20 protein-coding genes and 1 pseudogene are annotated in these 18,682 nt (G+C 69.0%); 12 read left to right on the forward strand and 9 right to left on the reverse strand.

All coding sequences use genetic code 11. The features are described 5' to 3' along the window. Positions 1-5: 5 nt before the first annotated feature. From ACQPXS_RS45715 to ACQPXS_RS45730, 4 genes are read right to left on the reverse strand one after another with little or no spacing between them, the layout of a single operon-like run. Positions 6-800 carry a 2-keto-4-pentenoate hydratase gene (locus ACQPXS_RS45715; protein WP_433455386.1) on the reverse strand — a complete coding sequence of 265 codons (795 nt, stop codon included), beginning with the start codon at positions 798-800 and terminating at the stop codon, positions 6-8. After that, positions 797-1,699, reverse strand: a complete 903-nt coding sequence (locus tag ACQPXS_RS45720) for an alpha/beta fold hydrolase (RefSeq protein ID WP_433455388.1) — start codon at positions 1,697-1,699, stop codon at positions 797-799. Before ACQPXS_RS45720 ends, ACQPXS_RS45715 begins: the two co-directional genes overlap by 4 nt. After that, positions 1,696-2,631: a 3-carboxyethylcatechol 2,3-dioxygenase gene (locus ACQPXS_RS45725; protein WP_433455390.1), complete on the reverse strand. Its 936-nt coding sequence runs from the start codon at positions 2,629-2,631 to the stop codon at positions 1,696-1,698. Before ACQPXS_RS45725 ends, ACQPXS_RS45720 begins: the two co-directional genes overlap by 4 nt. Before the next feature lie 56 nt (positions 2,632-2,687). After that, on the reverse strand, positions 2,688-4,049 hold the full coding sequence (locus ACQPXS_RS45730) for an MFS transporter (RefSeq protein WP_433455392.1): 1,362 nt from the start codon (positions 4,047-4,049) through the stop codon (positions 2,688-2,690). Positions 4,050-4,261: 212 nt separating this feature from the next. Here ACQPXS_RS45730 and ACQPXS_RS45735 point away from each other — a divergent pair, with 212 nt between their 5' ends. The 8 genes from ACQPXS_RS45735 (at position 4,262) to ACQPXS_RS45770 (ending at position 11,653) form a co-directional block, all read left to right on the forward strand. Next, positions 4,262-4,897, forward strand: coding sequence for a TetR family transcriptional regulator (locus tag ACQPXS_RS45735; RefSeq protein WP_390683756.1), 636 nt, complete (start codon positions 4,262-4,264; stop codon positions 4,895-4,897). After that, positions 4,890-5,618 (forward strand): SDR family oxidoreductase, encoded by a 729-nt coding sequence (locus ACQPXS_RS45740; RefSeq protein WP_433455395.1) that lies wholly within the window; start codon positions 4,890-4,892, stop codon positions 5,616-5,618. The genes ACQPXS_RS45735 and ACQPXS_RS45740 overlap by 8 nt, the downstream gene beginning before the upstream one ends. Before the next feature lie 191 nt (positions 5,619-5,809). Further along, complete coding sequence (locus tag ACQPXS_RS45745; RefSeq protein WP_433455397.1) at positions 5,810-6,373, forward strand: IS5 family transposase; 564 nt, start codon at positions 5,810-5,812, stop codon at positions 6,371-6,373. 288 nt (positions 6,374-6,661) lie between these two features. After that, the gene (locus tag ACQPXS_RS45750) at positions 6,662-7,315 is read left to right on the forward strand and encodes a hypothetical protein (protein WP_433455399.1); all 654 of its coding nucleotides are present in this window, start codon (positions 6,662-6,664) and stop codon (positions 7,313-7,315) included. Positions 7,316-7,514: 199 nt separating this feature from the next. Next, positions 7,515-8,735 (forward strand): RNA-guided endonuclease InsQ/TnpB family protein, encoded by a 1,221-nt coding sequence (locus ACQPXS_RS45755; RefSeq protein WP_433455401.1) that lies wholly within the window; start codon positions 7,515-7,517, stop codon positions 8,733-8,735. A gap of 186 nt (positions 8,736-8,921) precedes the next feature. Beyond that, positions 8,922-9,614, forward strand: a complete 693-nt coding sequence (locus ACQPXS_RS45760) for a lysophospholipid acyltransferase family protein (protein WP_433455403.1) — start codon at positions 8,922-8,924, stop codon at positions 9,612-9,614. A 266-nt stretch (positions 9,615-9,880) separates the two neighbouring features. Then, positions 9,881-11,185 (forward strand): transposase domain-containing protein, encoded by a 1,305-nt coding sequence (locus ACQPXS_RS45765; RefSeq protein ID WP_433456245.1) that lies wholly within the window; start codon positions 9,881-9,883, stop codon positions 11,183-11,185. A gap of 228 nt (positions 11,186-11,413) precedes the next feature. Further along, entirely contained in the window at positions 11,414-11,653 is a 240-nt protein-coding gene (locus tag ACQPXS_RS45770; protein ID WP_433455405.1) for a phage holin family protein, read from the forward strand. Between the two features lie 90 nt (positions 11,654-11,743). Here ACQPXS_RS45770 and ACQPXS_RS45775 read toward each other — a convergent pair whose 3' ends face one another. Next, positions 11,744-12,868 carry a low temperature requirement protein A gene (locus ACQPXS_RS45775; RefSeq protein WP_433455407.1) on the reverse strand — a complete coding sequence of 375 codons (1,125 nt, stop codon included), beginning with the start codon at positions 12,866-12,868 and terminating at the stop codon, positions 11,744-11,746. 110 nt (positions 12,869-12,978) lie between these two features. Continuing rightward, on the reverse strand, positions 12,979-13,836 hold the full coding sequence (locus tag ACQPXS_RS45780; protein ID WP_433455409.1) for an MBL fold metallo-hydrolase: 858 nt from the start codon (positions 13,834-13,836) through the stop codon (positions 12,979-12,981). Between the two features lie 153 nt (positions 13,837-13,989). On the opposite strand from ACQPXS_RS45780, the gene ACQPXS_RS45785 reads away from it, so the two are divergent. Both ACQPXS_RS45785 and ACQPXS_RS45790 read left to right on the forward strand, forming a co-directional pair. Continuing rightward, a complete protein-coding gene (locus ACQPXS_RS45785; RefSeq protein WP_433455411.1) occupies positions 13,990-14,820 on the forward strand; it encodes an aldo/keto reductase in 831 nt (276 codons plus the stop codon). 17 nt (positions 14,821-14,837) lie between these two features. Continuing rightward, the gene (locus ACQPXS_RS45790; protein ID WP_433455413.1) at positions 14,838-15,281 is read left to right on the forward strand and encodes a tautomerase family protein; all 444 of its coding nucleotides are present in this window, start codon (positions 14,838-14,840) and stop codon (positions 15,279-15,281) included. Positions 15,282-15,293: 12 nt separating this feature from the next. Here ACQPXS_RS45790 and ACQPXS_RS45795 read toward each other — a convergent pair whose 3' ends face one another. Together ACQPXS_RS45795 and ACQPXS_RS45800 are read right to left on the reverse strand one after the other, a co-directional pair. After that, entirely contained in the window at positions 15,294-15,932 is a 639-nt protein-coding gene (locus ACQPXS_RS45795) for an alpha/beta hydrolase family protein (RefSeq protein WP_433455415.1), read from the reverse strand. Beyond that, positions 15,929-16,798 (reverse strand): alpha/beta fold hydrolase, encoded by an 870-nt coding sequence (locus ACQPXS_RS45800; protein ID WP_433455417.1) that lies wholly within the window; start codon positions 16,796-16,798, stop codon positions 15,929-15,931. The genes ACQPXS_RS45795 and ACQPXS_RS45800 overlap by 4 nt, the downstream gene beginning before the upstream one ends. 233 nt (positions 16,799-17,031) lie before the next feature. On the opposite strand from ACQPXS_RS45800, the pseudogene ACQPXS_RS45805 reads away from it, so the two are divergent. After that, positions 17,032-17,142 (forward strand): annotated as a pseudogene (locus ACQPXS_RS45805) (alpha/beta fold hydrolase); the annotation flags it as partial. A gap of 58 nt (positions 17,143-17,200) precedes the next feature. After that, positions 17,201-17,701, forward strand: a complete 501-nt coding sequence (locus ACQPXS_RS45810; protein ID WP_433456297.1) for an alpha/beta fold hydrolase — start codon at positions 17,201-17,203, stop codon at positions 17,699-17,701. A gap of 8 nt (positions 17,702-17,709) precedes the next feature. On the opposite strand, the gene ACQPXS_RS45815 is transcribed toward ACQPXS_RS45810, so the two are convergent. Beyond that, complete coding sequence (locus ACQPXS_RS45815; protein WP_433455419.1) at positions 17,710-18,576, reverse strand: alpha/beta fold hydrolase; 867 nt, start codon at positions 18,574-18,576, stop codon at positions 17,710-17,712. Between the last annotated feature and the right edge of the window lie 106 nt (positions 18,577-18,682).

An 18,682-nucleotide genomic window follows, 5' to 3' on the forward strand; every position in this document is an offset into this window, starting at 1 on the left:
GACGGTCAGCCTTTCGAGTCCGCGGTCGCGACGACGCGACCGAGTCCGGTGATGGTGGCGACGCACTCGACGTCGGCGGGCCACGGCTCGATGTAGCCGATGGACCCGGACAGCAGCACCTCGCCGGCGCGCAGCGGCTGGCCGGTGCGGATCGCGGTCCGGGCCAGCCAGATCACCGCGTTGACCGGGTCTTCCAGCACGTTGCTGCCGACGCCCCGGGTGATCTCCGTGTCGCCGCCCGTGATGACCATCTCCACCTTGGTCAGGTCGACCTCGCCGTACGGGTGCCGCTCCTCGCCGAGGACGACGCCGCTGCAGCCGGCGTTGTCGGCGATGGTGTCGACGATCTGCCCGACCGAACCGCCGTAGCGGAAGTCGACGACCTCGAAGGCGGGGGTCACGTAGTCGATCGCGGCCTCGACGCTTTCGCGGGTGGCCTTGTGGATGTCGCTCTTCAGGACGAACGCGACCTCGGCCTCGATCAGCAGCCGGTTGTACCGGGACAGCGGAAGGCGCGTTCCCGAGGCGTGCACCATGTCGTCGTGGATGATCCCGTAGTCGGGTTCGTCGATGCCCACACGCTGCTGCACGAGGTGGTTGGTCAGGCCGACTTTGCGGCCCACCCGCTTCACGCCCAGCTCGCGCTCGCGGAGGGCGGCGAACTCGGCGGAGATCGCGTAGGCCGCGTCGAGATCGCGCTCGGGGAGCCGGGGGCTCACGTACGGCACGGTGTACACGCCGCGCTTCGCCTCGAACAGCTCGCGCGCGATCTCGTTGACGGTCTCCTGGGAGACGCTCACTGGCGGTCCTTTCGTCCGGCGTGCTTCTTCAGGAAGGCGACCGCCGCGGCGTTGAACTCCGCGGCGCCCTCCCACTGCGGCCAGTGCGCGGCGCCGCGGACCAGCAGGTACTCGCCGTCCGGGATCAGGGCGCACAGGCGCTCGCCCTCGGCCTCGTCGCCGGTCGGCTCGTTGTCGGTCCACACCATCAGGGCCGGGACCGGGAGCGCCGCGAAGTCTGCGTCCGTCACCCGGTTGCGCCAGCGCCGCTCCGGCTCCCGCAGCGCGGACACGTACGCCATGCTGAACCCCTCACGGGCGTAGATCGCCTGGCGGACGCGGACGAGCTCGTCGGTGATCTTCTCCGGGTCGTGGATCACCACCTGCAGGCGCTTCTTCACGTTCTCGAAGGTCGGCTCGCTCACCGCCTGGGCGCTCACCGACTGCGTCCTGTCGAGCCGCGCCTCCTCGACCATCCGCCCGCCCGGGGCGGACAGGATCACCGTGTGCAGCCGGTCGGGGTGGATCGGCGCGAACTTCAGCGCGAGCCAGCCGCCGAGCGACTCACCGGCGAGGTGCACGCGCTGAAGGCCCAGTGCATCGAGCAGCGCGAGCAGGTGCTCCTCGTAGTCGCGGATCTCCAGGGGGTGGTCGGACAGCGAGGTGTAGCCCTGGCCCGGGTAGTCGTAGCCGACCACCCGGAAGCCGGCCTCCACGAACGCGCGGACGTTCTGCGTCCACGCCTCGATGTGGCCGCTGGTACCGCTGGCGAGCACGACCGTCTGTGCGTCGGGGGCCGCCCCGGCGAAGTCGAGCACCCGGGTGCGGTAGCCGCCCGCGTCCACGTACCGCAGCGTGTGCTCCAGGTCCGCGATCTCCTCCCAGAAGGTCGCGAAGTGCGTCTTTCCCACCTGGCTCATGCGGTCACCGCCGCCTGGATCGCGAAGCCGGCGCCCCACTTCTCCACCGCCCAGTAGTGGTCGACGGCGAAGCGGTACGGGCCGGCGGTCGACAGCGCCGCGTAGGCGGCGACCCAGCTGCGCATCTCGTGCGCGGCCGAGCCGCCCTCCGCCAGGAACCAGCCGTTCTCCCAGCCGTCGACCGGGCTCAGGTCGCCGGAGCGGAGCACATCGAGGACGAGCGTGTCCCACTCCTCGTTCAGCGGGTCGCTCGGCGCCTTGCCGTCGGCGATCGCCTGAATGCCCCGGACGATCATCTGCTCACGCTCGTGCCGCTCCTCGGGCGAGGGCGCGTACGAGACCAGGCGCTCGTGCACGGTGTCGGGGGCGCCGTCCCAGCGCGGGATAGGCGGGCTGTGGGAGATGCCGCCCGAGGCGAGGAACAGCACCTTCTTGTCCATCGCCTGGGCGGCCCGGCCGAACGCCTCGCCCATCAGACGCACCCGCCGCATGGGCGAGAGCGGCAGGCCGATCGCGTTCACGAACACCGGCACGATCGGCTGGGTGAAGCCCTTCCCGAACACGAAGTCGAGCGGCTGGACCACGCCGTGGTCGACCTTCATCCGCTCGCTGCGGCCGATGTCGATGCCCTCGGCCAGCACCGCCGAGTGGAAGGCCCGGGCGGCACCGCCGTCGACGGGGAGCGGCCCCGCGGTGGTGCCGTAATCACCGACGCCCTCGGCGGCCGCGCCGATCGCCCACGGGGTCATCAGCGAGTAGAGCTGGCCGTTGAAGTGGTCCGGTCCGAACACCACGACCAGGTCGGGGCCGTACTCGGCGACGAATCCCCTGACCTCGTCGATGGCGGCATTGATCTCGGCGAACGTCTCCCCGCCCGGGTCGACGTTGCCGAACGACGGCGCGTGGGAGAGCGCTGCGACGGCCAGCGGCATGGCGTGGTTCCTCTTTCTCGGGTTTCTCGAGGTGTGTCGAAAGTGGTGGACGGCGCTTACGCGGACGTACCGGCGAGCGCGGGCTGGGCATCCGCTACGTCGGAGCCGGAGCGGCGCAGGCCCAGGTGCAGAGCCAGGACGCAGAGGCCGGCGACGAGCATGGGCAGCGCGAAGACGGTGAAGGCCGCCCCCATCCCCATGCCCGCGTCGAAGGCCGCGCCGCCGACGATCGGCGCCGCGATGCCCCCGAACCGGCCGACGCCGATGACGACACCGAAACCGGTCGAGCGGGCCAGCGTCGGGTACAGCGTCGGGACGATCGCGTAGAAGGCGGCGGTGCCCGCGCAGACGAAGAACGAGGCCAGGAACAGGGTCCACCAGGCGGTCGGCATCCCCGGCCCCGCGATGCCGAACAGCGACAGGGTGACGGTGGCCAGGACCAGGAAGACCGGGGTGAGGAGGCGGACGTTGAGCTTGTCGGCGAGGTAGCCGAAGAGCACGTTGCCGAGGATGCCGCCGATGCTGAAGGCGGTGACGAGCTGCGGGGCGAGCGCCGGGTTGTGGTGGGCGTCCGCGACGGTGCTCGGCGCCCAGTTCGTCATGAAGTAGAAGCTGAGCATGTACGCGAGGTACCCGACGATCATCAGCAGCGTGTAGAAGCCGGTCCGGCCGGTGAAGACGGTGCGCAGCGAGCCCTTCGCCCTGACGGCCGTCGAGTCCGACTCCGGCAGCGCCTCGAGCGCGGGGCGGCCCATCTTCGTCAGGAGCGCGTTGAGCCGCTGCAGGGAGTCCGTGCGACGGCCCTCGGAGAGCCAGGCGAGCGATTCGGGGAGGAGGGCGAAGGTGGCGACCGCGGCGATCGCGCTCAGGGCGAACCCGGTCCACCAGCCGAACTGCCAGCCGTGCGGGCCGAGCATCGGGCCCACGATCATGGAGCCGAGCAGTCCGCCGATGTTGATCGCGGCGGCGTAGACGGCCATCACCAGCGAGTACACGCGCTTGCCCGTGTACTCGGCGAGGATGACACCGGCCACGGCCACCAGGGAGCCGATGCCGACGCCGGTGACGATGCGGCTCAGGACGAGGGGCCCGGTACCGGTCTCCGGCGTCGCGAACGGGCCGATGAGCATGCCCACCGCGATCGTCGCGGTGGAGATGACGCCCATCTTGCGCCGGCCGATGCGGTCGGCGAGCGGCGCGACGATGATCGAGCCCACGAGCATGCCGATCAGGGCGCCGGACATGACGAGTCCGAGCTCGGCCTTGGAGACCCCGAAGCCCTTCTCGAGGTACGGGGCGGCGAACGACGTGAGTGAGACGTCGTAGCCGTCGAGCACGACCAGGGCGATCGCCACGATGACGGCGCGGATCTGCAGGCCGCTCATTCTCTCTTGAGCGATGTCGTCGGTGATCCTCATGGAGACCTCTCTGTCTCGGGATTGGACGGACCTGTGCCATCGCAGTGGCCCGCCGGGAGGAGGTGGATCGCGCACCGGTTCGCGTTCCGTCGGCGATTCCCTAGAAGCTGCGTTCTAGAATCTGCATTACAATGAACAGCGCGCATCACCGGTGTCAAGGGTTCGCGTGCGATTTGGTAGAACGGCAGTCCGACGAGGAGTGAGGGGGACCCATGGCCACGAGGCGGAAGACCCACCGGGCGTCCGAGGTGTCGAAGCAGGCGATCCTCGAGGCCGTGCTCTCACGTGCGGTCGAGGCCGGATACGAGGGCACGACCATGGCCGATGTGGCACGCGCGTCCGGTCTGCCGATCGGATCGGTCTACTGGCACTTCCAGAACAAGGAGCAGCTCTTCGTCGAACTGCTCGACTACTGCTTCGAGGTCTGGAAGCAGACCCACGCGTCCGTCGGTGGCATGCGTGACCTGCTGCGGCACAGCATCAGCGAGTCGGCGGCAGCCTCCGCGAGCCTGGCGGAACCGGCCGCCGCGTTCTGGAGCATCGGCCTCGTCTTCGCGTTCGAGCGGCGCCTGGAGGACAACCTCGCCCGGCAGCGGTACCTCGCCATCCGCAAGGAGATGTTCGAGTTCGTCACCTCCCGGCTCCGGGCCTCATACCCGGGGGTGCCGGAGGACGTCGCGGAGGAGCTGGCGCACGACATGGCCGTCATGGGGCGCGCACTCACCGACGGCTTCCGCGTGGCCGCGGCCGCCGGTGACGACACCGACTTCGCCCGTTACGCCGAGCTGGCCGCTGACGCGCTCGAGTCCCTGGTCACCACCCGCCTGAAGGAGTACACACGTGCCTGAGACCCCCTCGTCCGCATCCGAGAAGGTCGCGATCGTCGTCGGTGGCGGATCCGGAATCGGCGCCGCGTGCGTGCGGGAGTTCGCCGCGAACGGCTACCGGGTGGTCGCGATGTCGCCGTCGGGCCGGGCCCGCGCCCTGGCCGAATCGCTCGGTGGCGCCGGCGTGGACGGCTCGAACACCAGCGTCGAGGACCTTCGGGCGTGCGTCGACCTCGCGGTGTCCAAGTACGGCCGGGTCGACGCGGTCGTCAACAGCAGCGGTCACGCGGCACGCGGCCCGGTACTCGAGATCACGGACGAGCAATGGTCCGAGGGCGTCGACCTCTACCTGCTGAACGTCGTGCGCATGGCCCGCCTCGTGACGCCCCACCTGATCGCCTCCGGCGGCGGTGCGATCGTGAACATCTCCACCGCAGGCGCCTTCGAGCCCAGTCCGAAGTTCCCCGTGTCAGTGACGATGCGAGCGGCGCTGGCCTCCTTCACCAAGCTGTACGCCAACGAGTACGGCCCGCAGGGCATCCGGATGAACAACGTGCTCACCGGGCTGACCAAGGACGACCCCAGTGTGGTCCCGGCCCAGTGGACGAGCGGCATCCCGCTGCGCCGAGCGCAGAGCACCGCAGAGGCCGCTCGGATCGTACGCTTCCTGGCCGGCGAGGAGTCGGCCTATATGACCGGACAGAACCTCCGCGTCGACGGTGGAGAGACCAAGTCGGTCTGAGGCACATCGGCAGGCTTTCTGGCACCGTACCTGTATGCCGTCCGGGCTGGGCGGCGGATTTCGATGGTGCGCGGCTTGGTGTTAAGAGGGCATCTGATCTAGGTAGTTGGTGATCTGGGATGTTTTTGTGACTGGCGGCGTTGGTGGTCGTTGCAGGGTGTGTGAGTCCTCGCCGTCCGTACCGCAGTGATGTGTCCGATGCCCGCTGGGCCTTGATCGAGCCGGTCTTCGTTGCTTGGAGGGCGAGGCGGACCGGGCCTGGAACGGCAGCTCGGGTGCATGATCTGCGAGAGATCGTCAACGCGATCCTCTACGTCAACCGCACCGGCATCCCGTGGGAATGCCCGCCGCATGACTTCCCGCCGTACAAGACCGTGTACGACTACTACGCCAAGTGGGAAGCCGACGGCACCACCGAGCAGGTCCACGACCTATTGCGTGACAAGACCCGCCGAGCCCACGGCCGCAACACCGAGCCGGCCGCGGCCGTGGTCGACGCACAAAGCGTGAATACCTCAGGAAACGTGGCCGAGACCAGCCAGGGCATTGACGCCGGCAAGAAGATCAAAGGACGCAAGCGGCACCTGATCACCGACACTCTCGGCCTCGTTCTGGCCGTCCTGGTCACCGCTGCCTCCGCGCACGACACCGTCGGCGGCAAGGTCCTGCTCGACGACCTGGCCGCAACGCACCCGCGAGTGACCAAGGTCTTGGCCGACGGCGGCTACCAGAACAGCATCTTAGCTCGGACATGACGTGCACCGTGCAGCGCCGCCCAGCCCGCCGACCGCCGGCCCTGGCGTGCCACTCCTCCTGTGCGCGAGCGAGGTCGTCGGGAATCGGACTAACAGCCAGATTCAAGCATGTGTTCGATTGTCTTCGCCATTCCGTCCGACCCTGACAAGGTGGCGGTTGGGACTGAGTGCTTCAATTGGCCGCTCCTTACCAGCAACGCTCATGCCGTCGCCCGCGCGCATCGACGAAGTACCACCGGGTAGAGGACGAGGAGGAAACCCCACAGTGCCGCCGGACGGGAGGTTGCCATGTCGCCCGGGGTGCGGACCGATACATGGTCGCTGACCTCCCCCGCTCTCGCGGAGCAGCTGATCGAGGTGGTATCGCACGTCCAGGTCCGCGACCTGGACACGTTGCGTCGGCACTTCCCGGGGCTGGGCCCAGAGGAGATCGCCGATCACCTGGTCACCGGGGCGGTTCGGGGCACCGAGGTCGTCGGAGCGGGCGTGGGTTCTGCCGCGGCGTTGCCCACTCCTCCGGCAATGCCTGTCGAGCTGGCCGCAGGCATCCTCGGGACTGCGTCCGTCGAGTTCAAGCTCATAGCCGAGCTTCATGAGGTGTACGGTCTGCGTGCGCCTGGAACTGCTCGGCAGCGTGCCGCACTGTATCTCGCGGAGTGGACGGAGGGCCGTGGCCTGAACATCACGAAGCCGACCTCCGCGGTCAGTCTCATGCTCGGCGTCCGGCTGAGGAAGGAACTGCGCCGACGGCTGCTCACGCTCGCCGTACGCAAGATTCCCATGCTGACTCCCTTCATGGTCGGCGCGGCGTTCGGCGCCGTGCTAAACCATTACGACACCACAAGGCTCGCCCGGCGCATTCGTACCGACCTGCGCGCGCGTCAGGTCCCTTGGCAGGCGCTGCCCAGGCAGGAGTCGGCACCCGCGGGTGCCGACTCCTGAGCGACCGCCATTCGGTTCACCGGGTTTCTCCGAGGATGCCCCGGCCTTCGGGCCGGGGAGGAATCGGGCTCCTGAGGGGCAGGGCAGGGATAGCCAGATCGCCGTCAGGGCGGTCCGGCGTCCACCCCGCACGGCGGTGTTGTCGCCCACCATGAGCGAGGACTCTCAACTGTCAGTGTCCTCGGGTAGGTTCGGATGCATGACGACAGAAGCGACCACGAAGGAGACCGGGCATGCCCGGTACACCTTCCGTGTGCGCCTGTCGAACACGGCCAGGCGCCGGCTCGAAGCGGAGTGGGATCGCTGCCGCTGGATCTGGAACGAATGCGTGGCCAAGTCCCAGCAGGTCCACGCGCAGGGCCGGGCGACCGGCGAGAAGCTGACGTGTGGTCCGGCTCAGCTCGACAAGATGCTGACAGAGGCCCGCAGGGTGTCGCCCTGGCTGGCTGAGGGCGCGAGCGTGCCGCAGCAGCAGGTGATTCGGGACTTCGCCAGGTCGAGGGCGAAGGCGCTGAAGGACATCAAGGACCGGTTGCCGCAGCAGCGCCGGGCTGGGATGCCCAGGTGGAAGAGGAAGGGGGAGGCGCGGCCCAGCCTGAACTACACGAAGCGCGGTTTGCGCCTCAGGGACGGTCGCCTGCACCTTGCGGGCCAGATCGTGGTGAGGGTGGTGTGGTCGCGGGGCCTTCCGGCCGATGCGTCGAGTGTGCGGGTGTACCAGGACAGCCTCGGACATTGGTATGCGTCCTTCGTCGTCCCGGCTCAGGTTGAGCCGCTCTGTGAGACCGGCCGCGTCCTGGGCGTGGACTGGGGTGTGAAGGAGACTGCCACCACCACCGACGACGCCTACGATCTGCCGCATGCCGAGCACGGCAGGCGGGCCGCGCAGCGGCTGGCGAGGTACCAGCGGATGATGGCCCGGCGGCGGCCTCCGAGAGGAAAGCCCGCATCCGCCGGCTACCGCAAGGCGCAGGCGCAGGCGGCGAAGCTGCACAAGAAGATCGCGAGGCAGCGGGAGGACACCGCCCGCAAGTGGGCCAAGCGGGTGATGCGCGGCCACGACGGGGTTGCGGTGGAGGACTTTCGGCCGAAGTTCCTGGCGAAGACGACCATGGCCCGCAAGGCGGCCGATGCCGCCATCGCCGCGACGAAGCGTGCCCTGGTCGAGATGGGCCGCAAGCACGGGCGGGACGTCCGTCTTGTGCACCCGGCGCACACCACGATGGACTGTGCCAAGTGCGGAGCGAGAACCAAGCACGCACTGCCTCTGTCGATGAGAACGTATGCCTGCACCGTGTGTGGGGCCGTGTCCCCCAGGGACAAGAACTCCGCCCGCGTGATGCTGGTCCGGGCAGGTTGGAACCCGGACGGTGTCGAGGGCGTAAGACCACCGGGGCCGCCGGCTCCGGTGGCGGCCTGAGCCGTAAATCCCCGCTCAGCCCTGGAGGGTGACCAATCCCTCCCTTCAGGGAGGGGAGCCTTCAAGGACTCGATTTTCCGCCCCTGTCGCACGGAACAGCCGACGCGTTCGCGGAGACGTGAGCGCCCCTCAAACCTGCTGGGGGTTGATCTCGCGAACGGGGCCGATCGGGAGTTGGGAGCCGCCATGTTCTATTACGTGCTCAAGTACGTCCTTCTGGGTCCGTTGCTTCGGCTGCTGTTCCGGCCGCAGGCCGAGGGGCTCGAGCACGTTCCGGCCACCGGCGCGGCGATCGTCGCCGGCAATCACCTGTCCTTCGCGGACCCCCTCCTCATGCCTGCGGTCCTGAAACGACGCATCACGTTCCTGGCCAAGGCGGAGTACTTCACGGCGCCGGGTCTCGCGGGCCGGCTGACCGCGCTCGTTCTCCGCGGTGCCGGACAGATTTCGGTGGACAGGTCGGGCAGGGCTGCGGGGCAGGCGGCGATCCGGGAGGGGCTGGTGATACTGGCGAAGGGAGAGCTACTCGCGATCTATCCGGAGGGCACGCGTTCCCCTGACGGCCGCCTGTACAAGGGCAAGGTCGGGGTGGCCGTGATGGCGCTGGCCGCGCACGTCCCGGTGATTCCGTGCGCGATGGTGGGGACCTTCGAGATCCGGCCTCCCGGTCGTGTCCTGCCGAGGCTCCGGCCGGTCGCGATTCGTTTCGGGGAACCGCTGGACTTCTCGCGCTTTGCGGGGATGGCGCAGCAGAAGACGGTACTGCGGGCCGTCACCGACGAGATCACGTACGCGATCTTGCGGCTTTCGGGCCAGGAGTACGTGGATCGGTACGCGGCTGACGTGAAGGCCGGACAGGTGACGGGGCGGCGGGGGTGAGGTTCCGCCGTCCCTCGGCTGCGATCCGGTCCGGACGGTCTCGGCGCCTGGCTGGCTAAAGCACAAGGCCATGAAGTTACGGGTGGGGTCGTGGTCGCAAGTGAGCGCTGATCTGGAAGGACGCCGGACGCGGGAAGCGGAGCCCCGGTAGAATTGGCTGGTCCGCCAAGACAAGCCGTTCACAAAGACCGGAGGCTCCGCTGTCCGGACAGTCTGTCATCACGCGTGAAATCGCGGTAGCCGAAGGCGTCTTCGCCCCGGGACATCTGGGTGAGTTAACCCAGGTCGGGACCTTCGAGATGGTCGATGAGGTCCTCGGCGAGTGCGGGGCGGTTCAGCAGCGGCTGCGGAAACTGCCGGCCCGGGTGGTGGTCTACCTGCTGCTCGCGGCCACGCTGTTCGAGGAATGCGGCTACCCGGCCGTATGGCGCAAGCTGACCGGCGCCCTTGAGGCCCTGCCACTGCCGACGGTGACCGCGACCGCGCTGTGGCACGCCGCACCAGGCTCGGCGCGCGCCCGATGCGGGCCCTGTTCGACCTGTTGCGCGGCCCGGCCTCGGCGGTCCGCACCTCCGGAGCCCGCTGGGCCGGGCTGCTGGTGGTTGCCATCGACGGCACGTACCTGGACGTCGCCGACGATGCGGACGTGCGCACCCGGTTGGGCAAGGGGGCCAACCAGTACACCCGCCGCCTCCGGCTACCCGCAGGTCCTGCTGGTCGCCCTGGTGGCCTGCGGCACCCGCGCGGTCATCGACGCGGTCTTCGGCCCCCGCAAACCCGGCGAGCCCGTCCTGGGACGCCGCCTGCTGCGCTCGCTGCACCAGGGCATGGTCGTGCTGCTGGATCGCGGCTTTGCCACCAACCCCTTCCTCCAAGCCGTGGCCGGCACCGGTGCCGGCTTCCTGGCTCGGCTCTCCGCAGTGCGCAAGCCGCCGATCCTTCGCCGCTTCGACGACGGCTCCTTTCTCTCCCAGATCGGCACGGTTCAGGTCCGCATCATCGAATGCGAGATCACCATCTCCACTGCCACCGGGCGGCACAGCGGCGTCTACCGCCTGGCCACTACCCTGCTCGATCCCCACCGCTACCCGGCCTTCGAGCTGGTCAGGCTGTATCACGAGCGATGGGAAGTGGAGTCCGCCTACTTCGCGGTCAAGCAGTCGATGCTCGGCCGCCGTGTGCTGCGGGCCCGCACCTGGCCGGGCATCGCGCAAGAGATCTACGCGCTACTGACCGTCTACCAGGTGATCAGGGTCGCGATCGCCGACGCCACCAGCACCGTCCCCGGGGCCGACCCGGACCGGGCAAGCTTCAGCATCGCTCTCCATACCGCCCGTGACCAGAGCGTCCAGGCCGCAGGCGTGATCGCCGCCACCACCATCGACCTCCTCGGCGCCATCGGGCGTGCGGTCCTGAACCACCTCATGCCCACCCGCCGCCTGCGCGTCAGCCCCCGCGCCGTCAAACGGCCACTGTCCCGCTACGCCTACAAGAGCCTGCGCGTCGACCGCCGCACCTACAAAGCCACCATCAGCATCGACATCCTGTTGACAGGACCCAACAGCCCATAATTTCACGGCCTTGGGCTAAAGCACGTATGAAACGCCGCGCCAGGCAATTCCCCGACGATCATGTACGCCCAGCCCTCTTCGACGGGAACCCCAGGTGGCCACGGCCCAGCAGCTCAAACCGTCTCCGGCGGCAGGTCCTGAACTGGCCTGCTCCGGGTACTCGCCCGCTACAGGACGGCCGGGGCGCTCCGCGCAGCCCGGCCAACATGGACGCAAGGACGACGGGAGGTGATCGCCGTGTCGAGCACACAGCCGCACACCACCGGATCCGGCCGGGACACGTACCCCTCCGGGCAGGAGCCGGTGGGCGAGCTGGTGCAGCGGGCCTCGCAGCAGCTGACGGAGCTGGTGCGAGGCGAGATGAGGCTGGCGCAGGCGGAAATGAAGGAGAAGGGCAAGCGCTATGAGGCCGGCGCCGCTGACGGTGCTTGTTGGGCGCAGGCGACTCGTGCGGAGATCAGCTGCTGAAGCGGCGTTGCGGTTGCGTACGTGTGGTCCCGGCAGGAGCGTCGCGGACGCGCACTGTCAGAGAACGAAGCACGTCCCGGCGTCGAGTGATCAATCGGTCCGGCGCACGGACCAGGTCGTCACCGCTGCCAGCGCCGCAGTGATCACAGCCATCAGAGGCACGGCCGCGGGGGTCCAGACCGCGGCCAGCACCAGAACCGCGGCCACGGGCGAGGCCGCGACGGCGGGACCGCGCAGCGGCGGGCCTACGCGCAGCCACCAGACCGTCGCGATCCAGACGGCGAGGGGTATGCCGACAGCCAGGCCCTGCTGCAGGTGTGTGACGTGCATATGGCCGCTGAGGGCGTCGACGACGACGGCGAGTCCGGCGCCGATCGCAGCGGTCGAGGTGAAGACGAGGTAGTGGCCGTAGCCCCAGATGATCGTCGTGGGCATGGAGCGCAGCATGCGCTGGCTGGTCCGGTCGAAGTAGAGCCACCACAGGCTGAAGACGAGCAGCAGACCGCTGCCGGCCAGGACCAGCAGGTCGACGTCGGTGCCGTCGCGCGAGTCGGCCGCGGTCTGCACGGCGTTGGTCGCGGCCAGCACCGCCTCACCGAGCACGATCATGGTGAACAGACCGAACCGCTCGGTGATGTGCTCCGGGTGAAAGGTCGTCACCTGCGCCCGCTCGGCCCAGATCGGGACCAGCAACTCGCCCACGGCCAGCGCCAGCCCGACATAGAGGTACGTCGGCTGGTCGAAGGCGAGGCGAGCGACCCATCCGGCCTGTACCAGGGCGAAGCCGACGGCATACCGCAGAGCGGTCGTGCGCCGTTCGGGATCGGCCCCGGCCGCCCGCAGCCACTGCAGGACCATGGCCAGCCGCAGGATCACGTAGCCCAGGGTGACAACGAGATAGTCGCCGGACTCGAAGGCCCGGGGTACGCCGGCGGCCAGGGTCAGCGCCCCGGCGATCTGCACCATGGTCAGCAGGCGATAGGGGTCGTCGTCGTTGTCGTACGCGGAGGCGAACCAGGTGAAGTTCATCCAGGCCCACCAGATCGCGAAGAACACCCAGAGGTAGTTGCCCACGGCATGGCCGAGGTGCCCGCCGCTGAGGTCGTGATGCAGATGGGAGGCGGCCTGCGCGACGGCGGCGACGAAACAGAGGTCGAAGAACAGTTCCAGCGGGGTGGAGGACCGGTACGCCTCGTCGGTCCGGCGGGCCGTCATTCTGCGTAGGTTCAGCACCCGCGTGCCACGGCCTTCCGCGGCCGGTTCCAGGCCGACCGCGTCTCTGATCTCCCCGGGCATGGTTCGGCGATCCGTCCTGGCTGTCCGTGTCAGGTTCCGGCGGGAAGCAGGTCGTGGGCCGCGACCCACAGTGTGTACGGGTTCGCCAGCTCGGGATGGGCGGCCGTCATCCGGTCGATGAGCTCGCCCGGTGCGGAGCTGCGTTCCAGCGCCGTCTCGAAATCGGCCAGGTAGCGGCGGCTTTCGTCGATCTGGCGGCGGGCGTCGTCATCGGCGGCCCGTGGGTCGCGGTGGCCGGCGATCAGGGTGTCGGCCCCCAGCGCCGCCACGGCGTCCAGCGCCCGCGCCCAGTCGGCCCGGGAGTCCGGTGTCGATCCCGCCAGCCACATGTGCGTCCGGTTGTAGACGACGTCACCGGAGACGACCAGGCTCAGGTCCGGGACATGGACGACGCTGGCATGCCCGGTGTCGGTGGTCCCGACCGGGATCACCGTGGCCGATGAGCCTCCGACCGGGATCGTGCTGCCGGTCAGCGGCCCCGGCGGGACGGGATTGCCGGTCAACTGGCCAGGGAAGAAGCCGCCCCAGACCTGCATGTACCCCGCTGAGATCTGCTCCTGCATCGCGGGGACGGACTCGGCCAGGGCCACCGGCCTTGCCTGCGGGAACGCCGCCAGGATCTCCGTCAGCCCGAGGAAGTGGTCGGCGTGCGGATGGGTGATGTACACATACCCGGGCTCGCAGTCGTGGGACTTCACCCACGCCGCCAGCTCCCGGCCCTCCCGCACGGTGATGAGGCAGTCGATCAGCACGGCACCGTCGTCATCGCTGATCAGCGTCGATGTGGACGGCGGCCAGGTCGCCGGGCCCACCACCTCCTCGAATCCCGGTACCGCACTCGGGATCGGCTTGGGGTCCACCACGAACACGTCAAAGTCAAGGCTCATCGTCTTCTCCGTCACCGCTGACTCGGCTGGACCTCATGGTCACCCTGGGGGACGGCGGCGGAGTATCAGCATGTTGACTTCACTGCGAGCCGCGGCCGGCTGCAGTCATGTTGCTGATACCACCCCACGGTGCGTTGCCGGATGCTGGTGCTCATGAACCTGAACGTAGCCACATCCGGCGGCGGCGCGCGCCTGCTGGCGGACGGGAACCAAGTGCCGGTGCTCGGCCTCGGCGTCTGGCAGGTGCCGGCCGGGCGTGAGTGCGTCAACGCCGTGCGCTGGGCGCTCGACGCCGGTTACCGGCATATCGACACGGCTCAGGCATACGGCAACGAGGAAAGCGTCGGCCACGCCCTCCGCGACAGCGGCGTACCGCGCGACCAGGTGTTCATCACCACGAAGTTCCATCCGCGGGGCAACGATCCGGTCGCCCAGGCAGAAGCCAGCCTTCGTCGTCTCGGCCTGGAGCAGATCGACCTCTACCTGGTCCACTGGCCCGAGGGCGGCCCGACCCGGGCCTGGGCCGGGATGGAACGTGCCCAGGAGCTGGGACTGGCCCGTTCCATCGGGGTCTCCAACTACGACGCGGCCGAACTCGAGGCCGTGATCGCCGCGGGAACAGTCCCGCCCGCCGTCAACCAGATCCTGTTCAACCCGCGGCACCGTCGGCGGGCGCTCCTGGACGCCTGCGGCCGGTTCGACGTCGCTGTCGAGGCCTACAGCCCGCTGGGCACCGGCCGGTACGTCGACGACACCACCGTGGCCCGGATCGCCCGACGGACGGGCCGGACACCCGCACAGGTGCTGCTGCGCTGGGGCCTGCAGCACGGACTCGTGGTCGTGGCGAAATCAACGCACCGCGACCGCATCCATGAGAACGCGCAGATCCACGACTTCACCCTGTCGGCCGAGGACATGGCCGAACTCGACGCGCTCGACCGGACCGGCGGCACCGACCGCGCGCTGGAAGCCAAGTGGTGGTAGCACCCAAGGAGTACGCAATGCCCATGATCGACGTGTACGCCACAGCGGGCACATTCACGGACGGGCACCAGCTCGCCAAGGACCTCGCTGCCACCCTGATGGCCATCGAGGGAGTTCCGGACATCCCGATGTTCCGCCAGAACACCGCGGCATTCATCCACGAGTTGCCGACAGGCGACCTGTCGAACGTCGACGGCGCGTCCAACTACGTACGCGTGCAGGTGCTGACCAACGCGGGTGCTCTCGACCGCGACAAACAGATCGCGGTGGTGAGCCGGTTCACCGGCATGGTCGCGGAGGCCGCCGGCGACCCGACGCTCGCGGACCGCACCTGGGTGTTGCTGACCGAGACCGTGCCCGGTGGGTGGGGGCTGGGCGGTCACGCGAACACCAACGACGAACTCGTCGCCGCGGCGCGCAAGCAGATCGCGGAGCTGCAGGCGATGGCTGGGGACCAGTGATGTAGGCGACGGTCATGCCTGTTCCTGAATCCAGGCTTTCGCCAGCGTGGTCCATATCGCGGCCTCGCCGGCATTCCGGGCGAGGCCGAGACTGTGCGGGCCGTGGGCGAACACGTGCACAGCGTGGGGAACTTGGCCGGCCGCGAGCGCTGCGGCAAGGCGGTAGGTGTGTTCGGCGGGGACATAGGGGTCCTCCGCGGTGTGCCAGACGAAGAACGGCGGCGACTGGGGCGTGACCAGCGAATCCAGCGAGGTCGACCGGCGCAGCTCGGGGCCGGCGTCCTCGCCGAGAAGGATCACCCGGGCCGGACGGTAGGTCTCGGTCTCCATCGAGGTGATGGCGTAACCGAGCACGGCGAAGTCCACCGCCTCATCGGGCGGGGCGCCCGGCGCGAGGGCGGCCAGCCCGGCCAGATGACCTCCCGCGGAGAACCCGATGAGACCGATGCGCTGTGCGCCGGCCGCCCGCCGGCGGCGGATCTCGGCGCGCAGCGCGTTGAGCGGCTCCGGGTGCCGGGCGTGGAGCGGATAGCGGAACACGCTCGCCCGCACGCCTATGCCGCCGAGCCAGTCGACCACCGGCTCGGCCTCGTGCGAAGCGTGTTCGGCGTACCCGCCACCGGGCAGGACGATCATGTGGGTGCCGGTCATCGAGGGCCGCCGAGGAAGGCGTCGACGTCCGCGGCAAATTCCGCGTGGTGCTGGAACAGGAACCCGTGCGCCGCGTCCGGATAGATCTTCACGTCGGCCTGTGGGATCAGACCCGCGAGCAGGTGGGAGTAGTGCGGCAGGATCATCGGGTCGCTGTCGCCGTTCGCCACGAACACCGGCATCTTCAGGCAGCTGAGCCGCTGGAGCTTCGCGTGGTCGGGGATGCCCCACGTGCACACCGCGTCGTACTGCGCCTCGCGGGTCGCCCAGTTGGTCGCCGTGTCCCGGTCCTCGCTTCGGGCGCCGTAGATCCGCTGCAGGGTTTGCCCGCCGGCCTGCATGCTTGCCGGGGATCCGGTGAAGAAGACGCTCAGGTATTCCTCGGGACTGGTTTCCGGGTCGCCGATGGCGCCGATGACCTCGGGGGCCCAGCCGTGCATGCCGGCGGCGCCCTGCGGCGCCGACGACGCGAGGACCAGCCTTCTGACGATCGCCGGCCTGACCAGGGCGATCTGCTGCGCGACGAAGCTGCCGAGGGAGAATCCCAGGAGATCGACCTCGCCGCCATCGAGGTCCAGGGCCTTGATGAAGGCGATGGCGTCGAGTGCCATCTGCTCCACAGTGTTCGGCGTTGTCCCGGTGGAGCCGCCGACTCCGGCGTTGTCGAAGGTGATGACACGCCGCGCCGAGGCCAGCGCGTCGATCAGCGCGGAATCCCAGTTGTCGAGGTTTCCGCGGAAGTGCTGGAGAAGGACCAGCGGTACACCGCTGTCGTCCGTCGGGCCGGTGTCGCGGTAGGCGTAGTCGATGCCGTTCGCGGCCTTGACCCGCTCGTTCGGCAGATCTGAGTACGAGTTGGGCTCCATGAGCCCAGCGAATCAGCCGCGGCGGATCGACGGAATCAGCATGTTGACTGCACCGGGCCGCCCGCGCCGTCTCCGGGAAAGGTGCAGCCAGCATGCGGATACAGCGGTCCGCCGGGCCCACGCACTGTCGAAGTAGCAAGTGATCGACTGATGGCGGTATGGAGGAACCCTGTCCTACGTGAGCGTGGGCGAAGAGAACGGCAGGAACGCGTCGGGCCGGCTGCCGGGCACCGGTGATCACCTACGGCCGGCGGGGCTTCGGCCGGTCGAGCAAGCCCTCGACCGGCTACGACTACGACACCTTCGCCGGCGACCTGAAGTCCCTGCTCGAACACCTCGACCTGACCGGCGTGGCGCTCGGCGGGTTCGCGACGGGCAGCGGTGAGGTCACCCGCTACCTGGGTGTACGGCTTGGACCGGGTGGACAAGGCGGTGCTGATCGGGACCGTTCCGCCGTTCCTGCTGAAGACGGCCGACAATCCCGAGGGCGTCGACGGCCAGGTGTTCGAGGGCATCAAGGCGGCGATTGTTCAGGACCGGTACGCCTACTTCGGTGACTTCTTCGACAACTTCTACAACACCGACACGTTCGCGCCGGACCGGATCAGCGACCAGGCCCTGGGACGTCTCCTTCCAGGTCGCGGTCACCGCCTCGCCGTTCGCCACCTACGTGTGCGTCGATTCCTGGCTGGCCGACTTCCGCGACGACCGAAGATCGACGTCCCGGTGCTGGCGATCCACGGCACCGCCGACCGGATCCTGCCGTTCGAGGCCACGGCGGGACGGCTGGCCGGCCTGGTCACGGATCTCAGGCGGGTCAGCGTCGAGGGCGGCCCGCACAACATCTGCTGGACCCACCACGAAGAGGTCAACCAGGCTCTGCTGGAGTTCCTCGCCGCCTGACGCGCACGTCAGAGGGCGCCCAAGAAGTCGACGAGCAGTTGGTTGACCTGAGCCGGGTGCGTCCAGGTGATCGCATGCCCGCCGTCCGGTATCACCGCGAGGCGGGCATCGGCCAGCATCACGGCCAGGCGGTTCCCGGTCGAGCCGGGCGGCATGATCCTGTCCTGAGCGCCCTGCACGATCAGGACGGGGATCGTGATGCGGGCGACGTCGTCCCGGAAGTCCTCCCGCCACGCGACCGCGCAGCCCAGGGCCGCGGCCGCTGACACCCCGAGCGCGACGTGGAAGCTGTTCTGCCACGCCTGGTCGCTGACCCGGTCCCCGCCAGGCAGGTCGGTGCTGCGGTAGTCGGTGTTGTAGTAGTCGATGTTGTAGTACCGGTCCAGGTAAGTCTTGATCGCCGCCGGGCGATCGGCGGACAGTTCACCGAGGAAAGCCTCGAGGAGGCCCGGTTCGATACCCTCCGGGTTGGCTTCGGACCGGGGCAGGAACGGCGGCAGCGGCGCCAGCAGCGCCGTGCCGCGGACCCGCCCCTGCCCGTACGTTCCCAGGTACCGGGCCACCTCTCCGGTGCCGGAGCAGCAGCCGACGAGCACCGCGTCCCGCACGTCCAGGACTTCCAGCAGCACGTTCAGGTCCGCGGCCAGCGTGTCGTAGTCGTAGCCCACCGCCGGCCGACTGGAGTCGCCACCGCCGCGCCGGTCGTAGCTGATGACGCGGTACCCGGCCGTGAGCAGAGCCGCTTCCTGCTTCTCCCACGAGCGCACGTCGGCGAGGTAGCCGTGGACCAGGACGACGGGCGCGCCCGCCCCATGGTCCTCGTAGTGGATCCGGATGTCACCGGTGTTCTCCCGGCCGACCGTGACGAACGGCATCAGGCACCCGCATTCCACCGCGCGCAGGGGACAGCATCCATACAATCAAGCCTGTGCCGCGCAGCGGCCGTCCGGTATCCGCAACCTGACTGCACACGGCCTTGCG

It is taken from the genome of Streptomyces sp. CA-142005 (assembly GCF_050942335.1).
Taxonomy (GTDB): domain Bacteria; phylum Actinomycetota; class Actinomycetes; order Streptomycetales; family Streptomycetaceae; genus Streptomyces.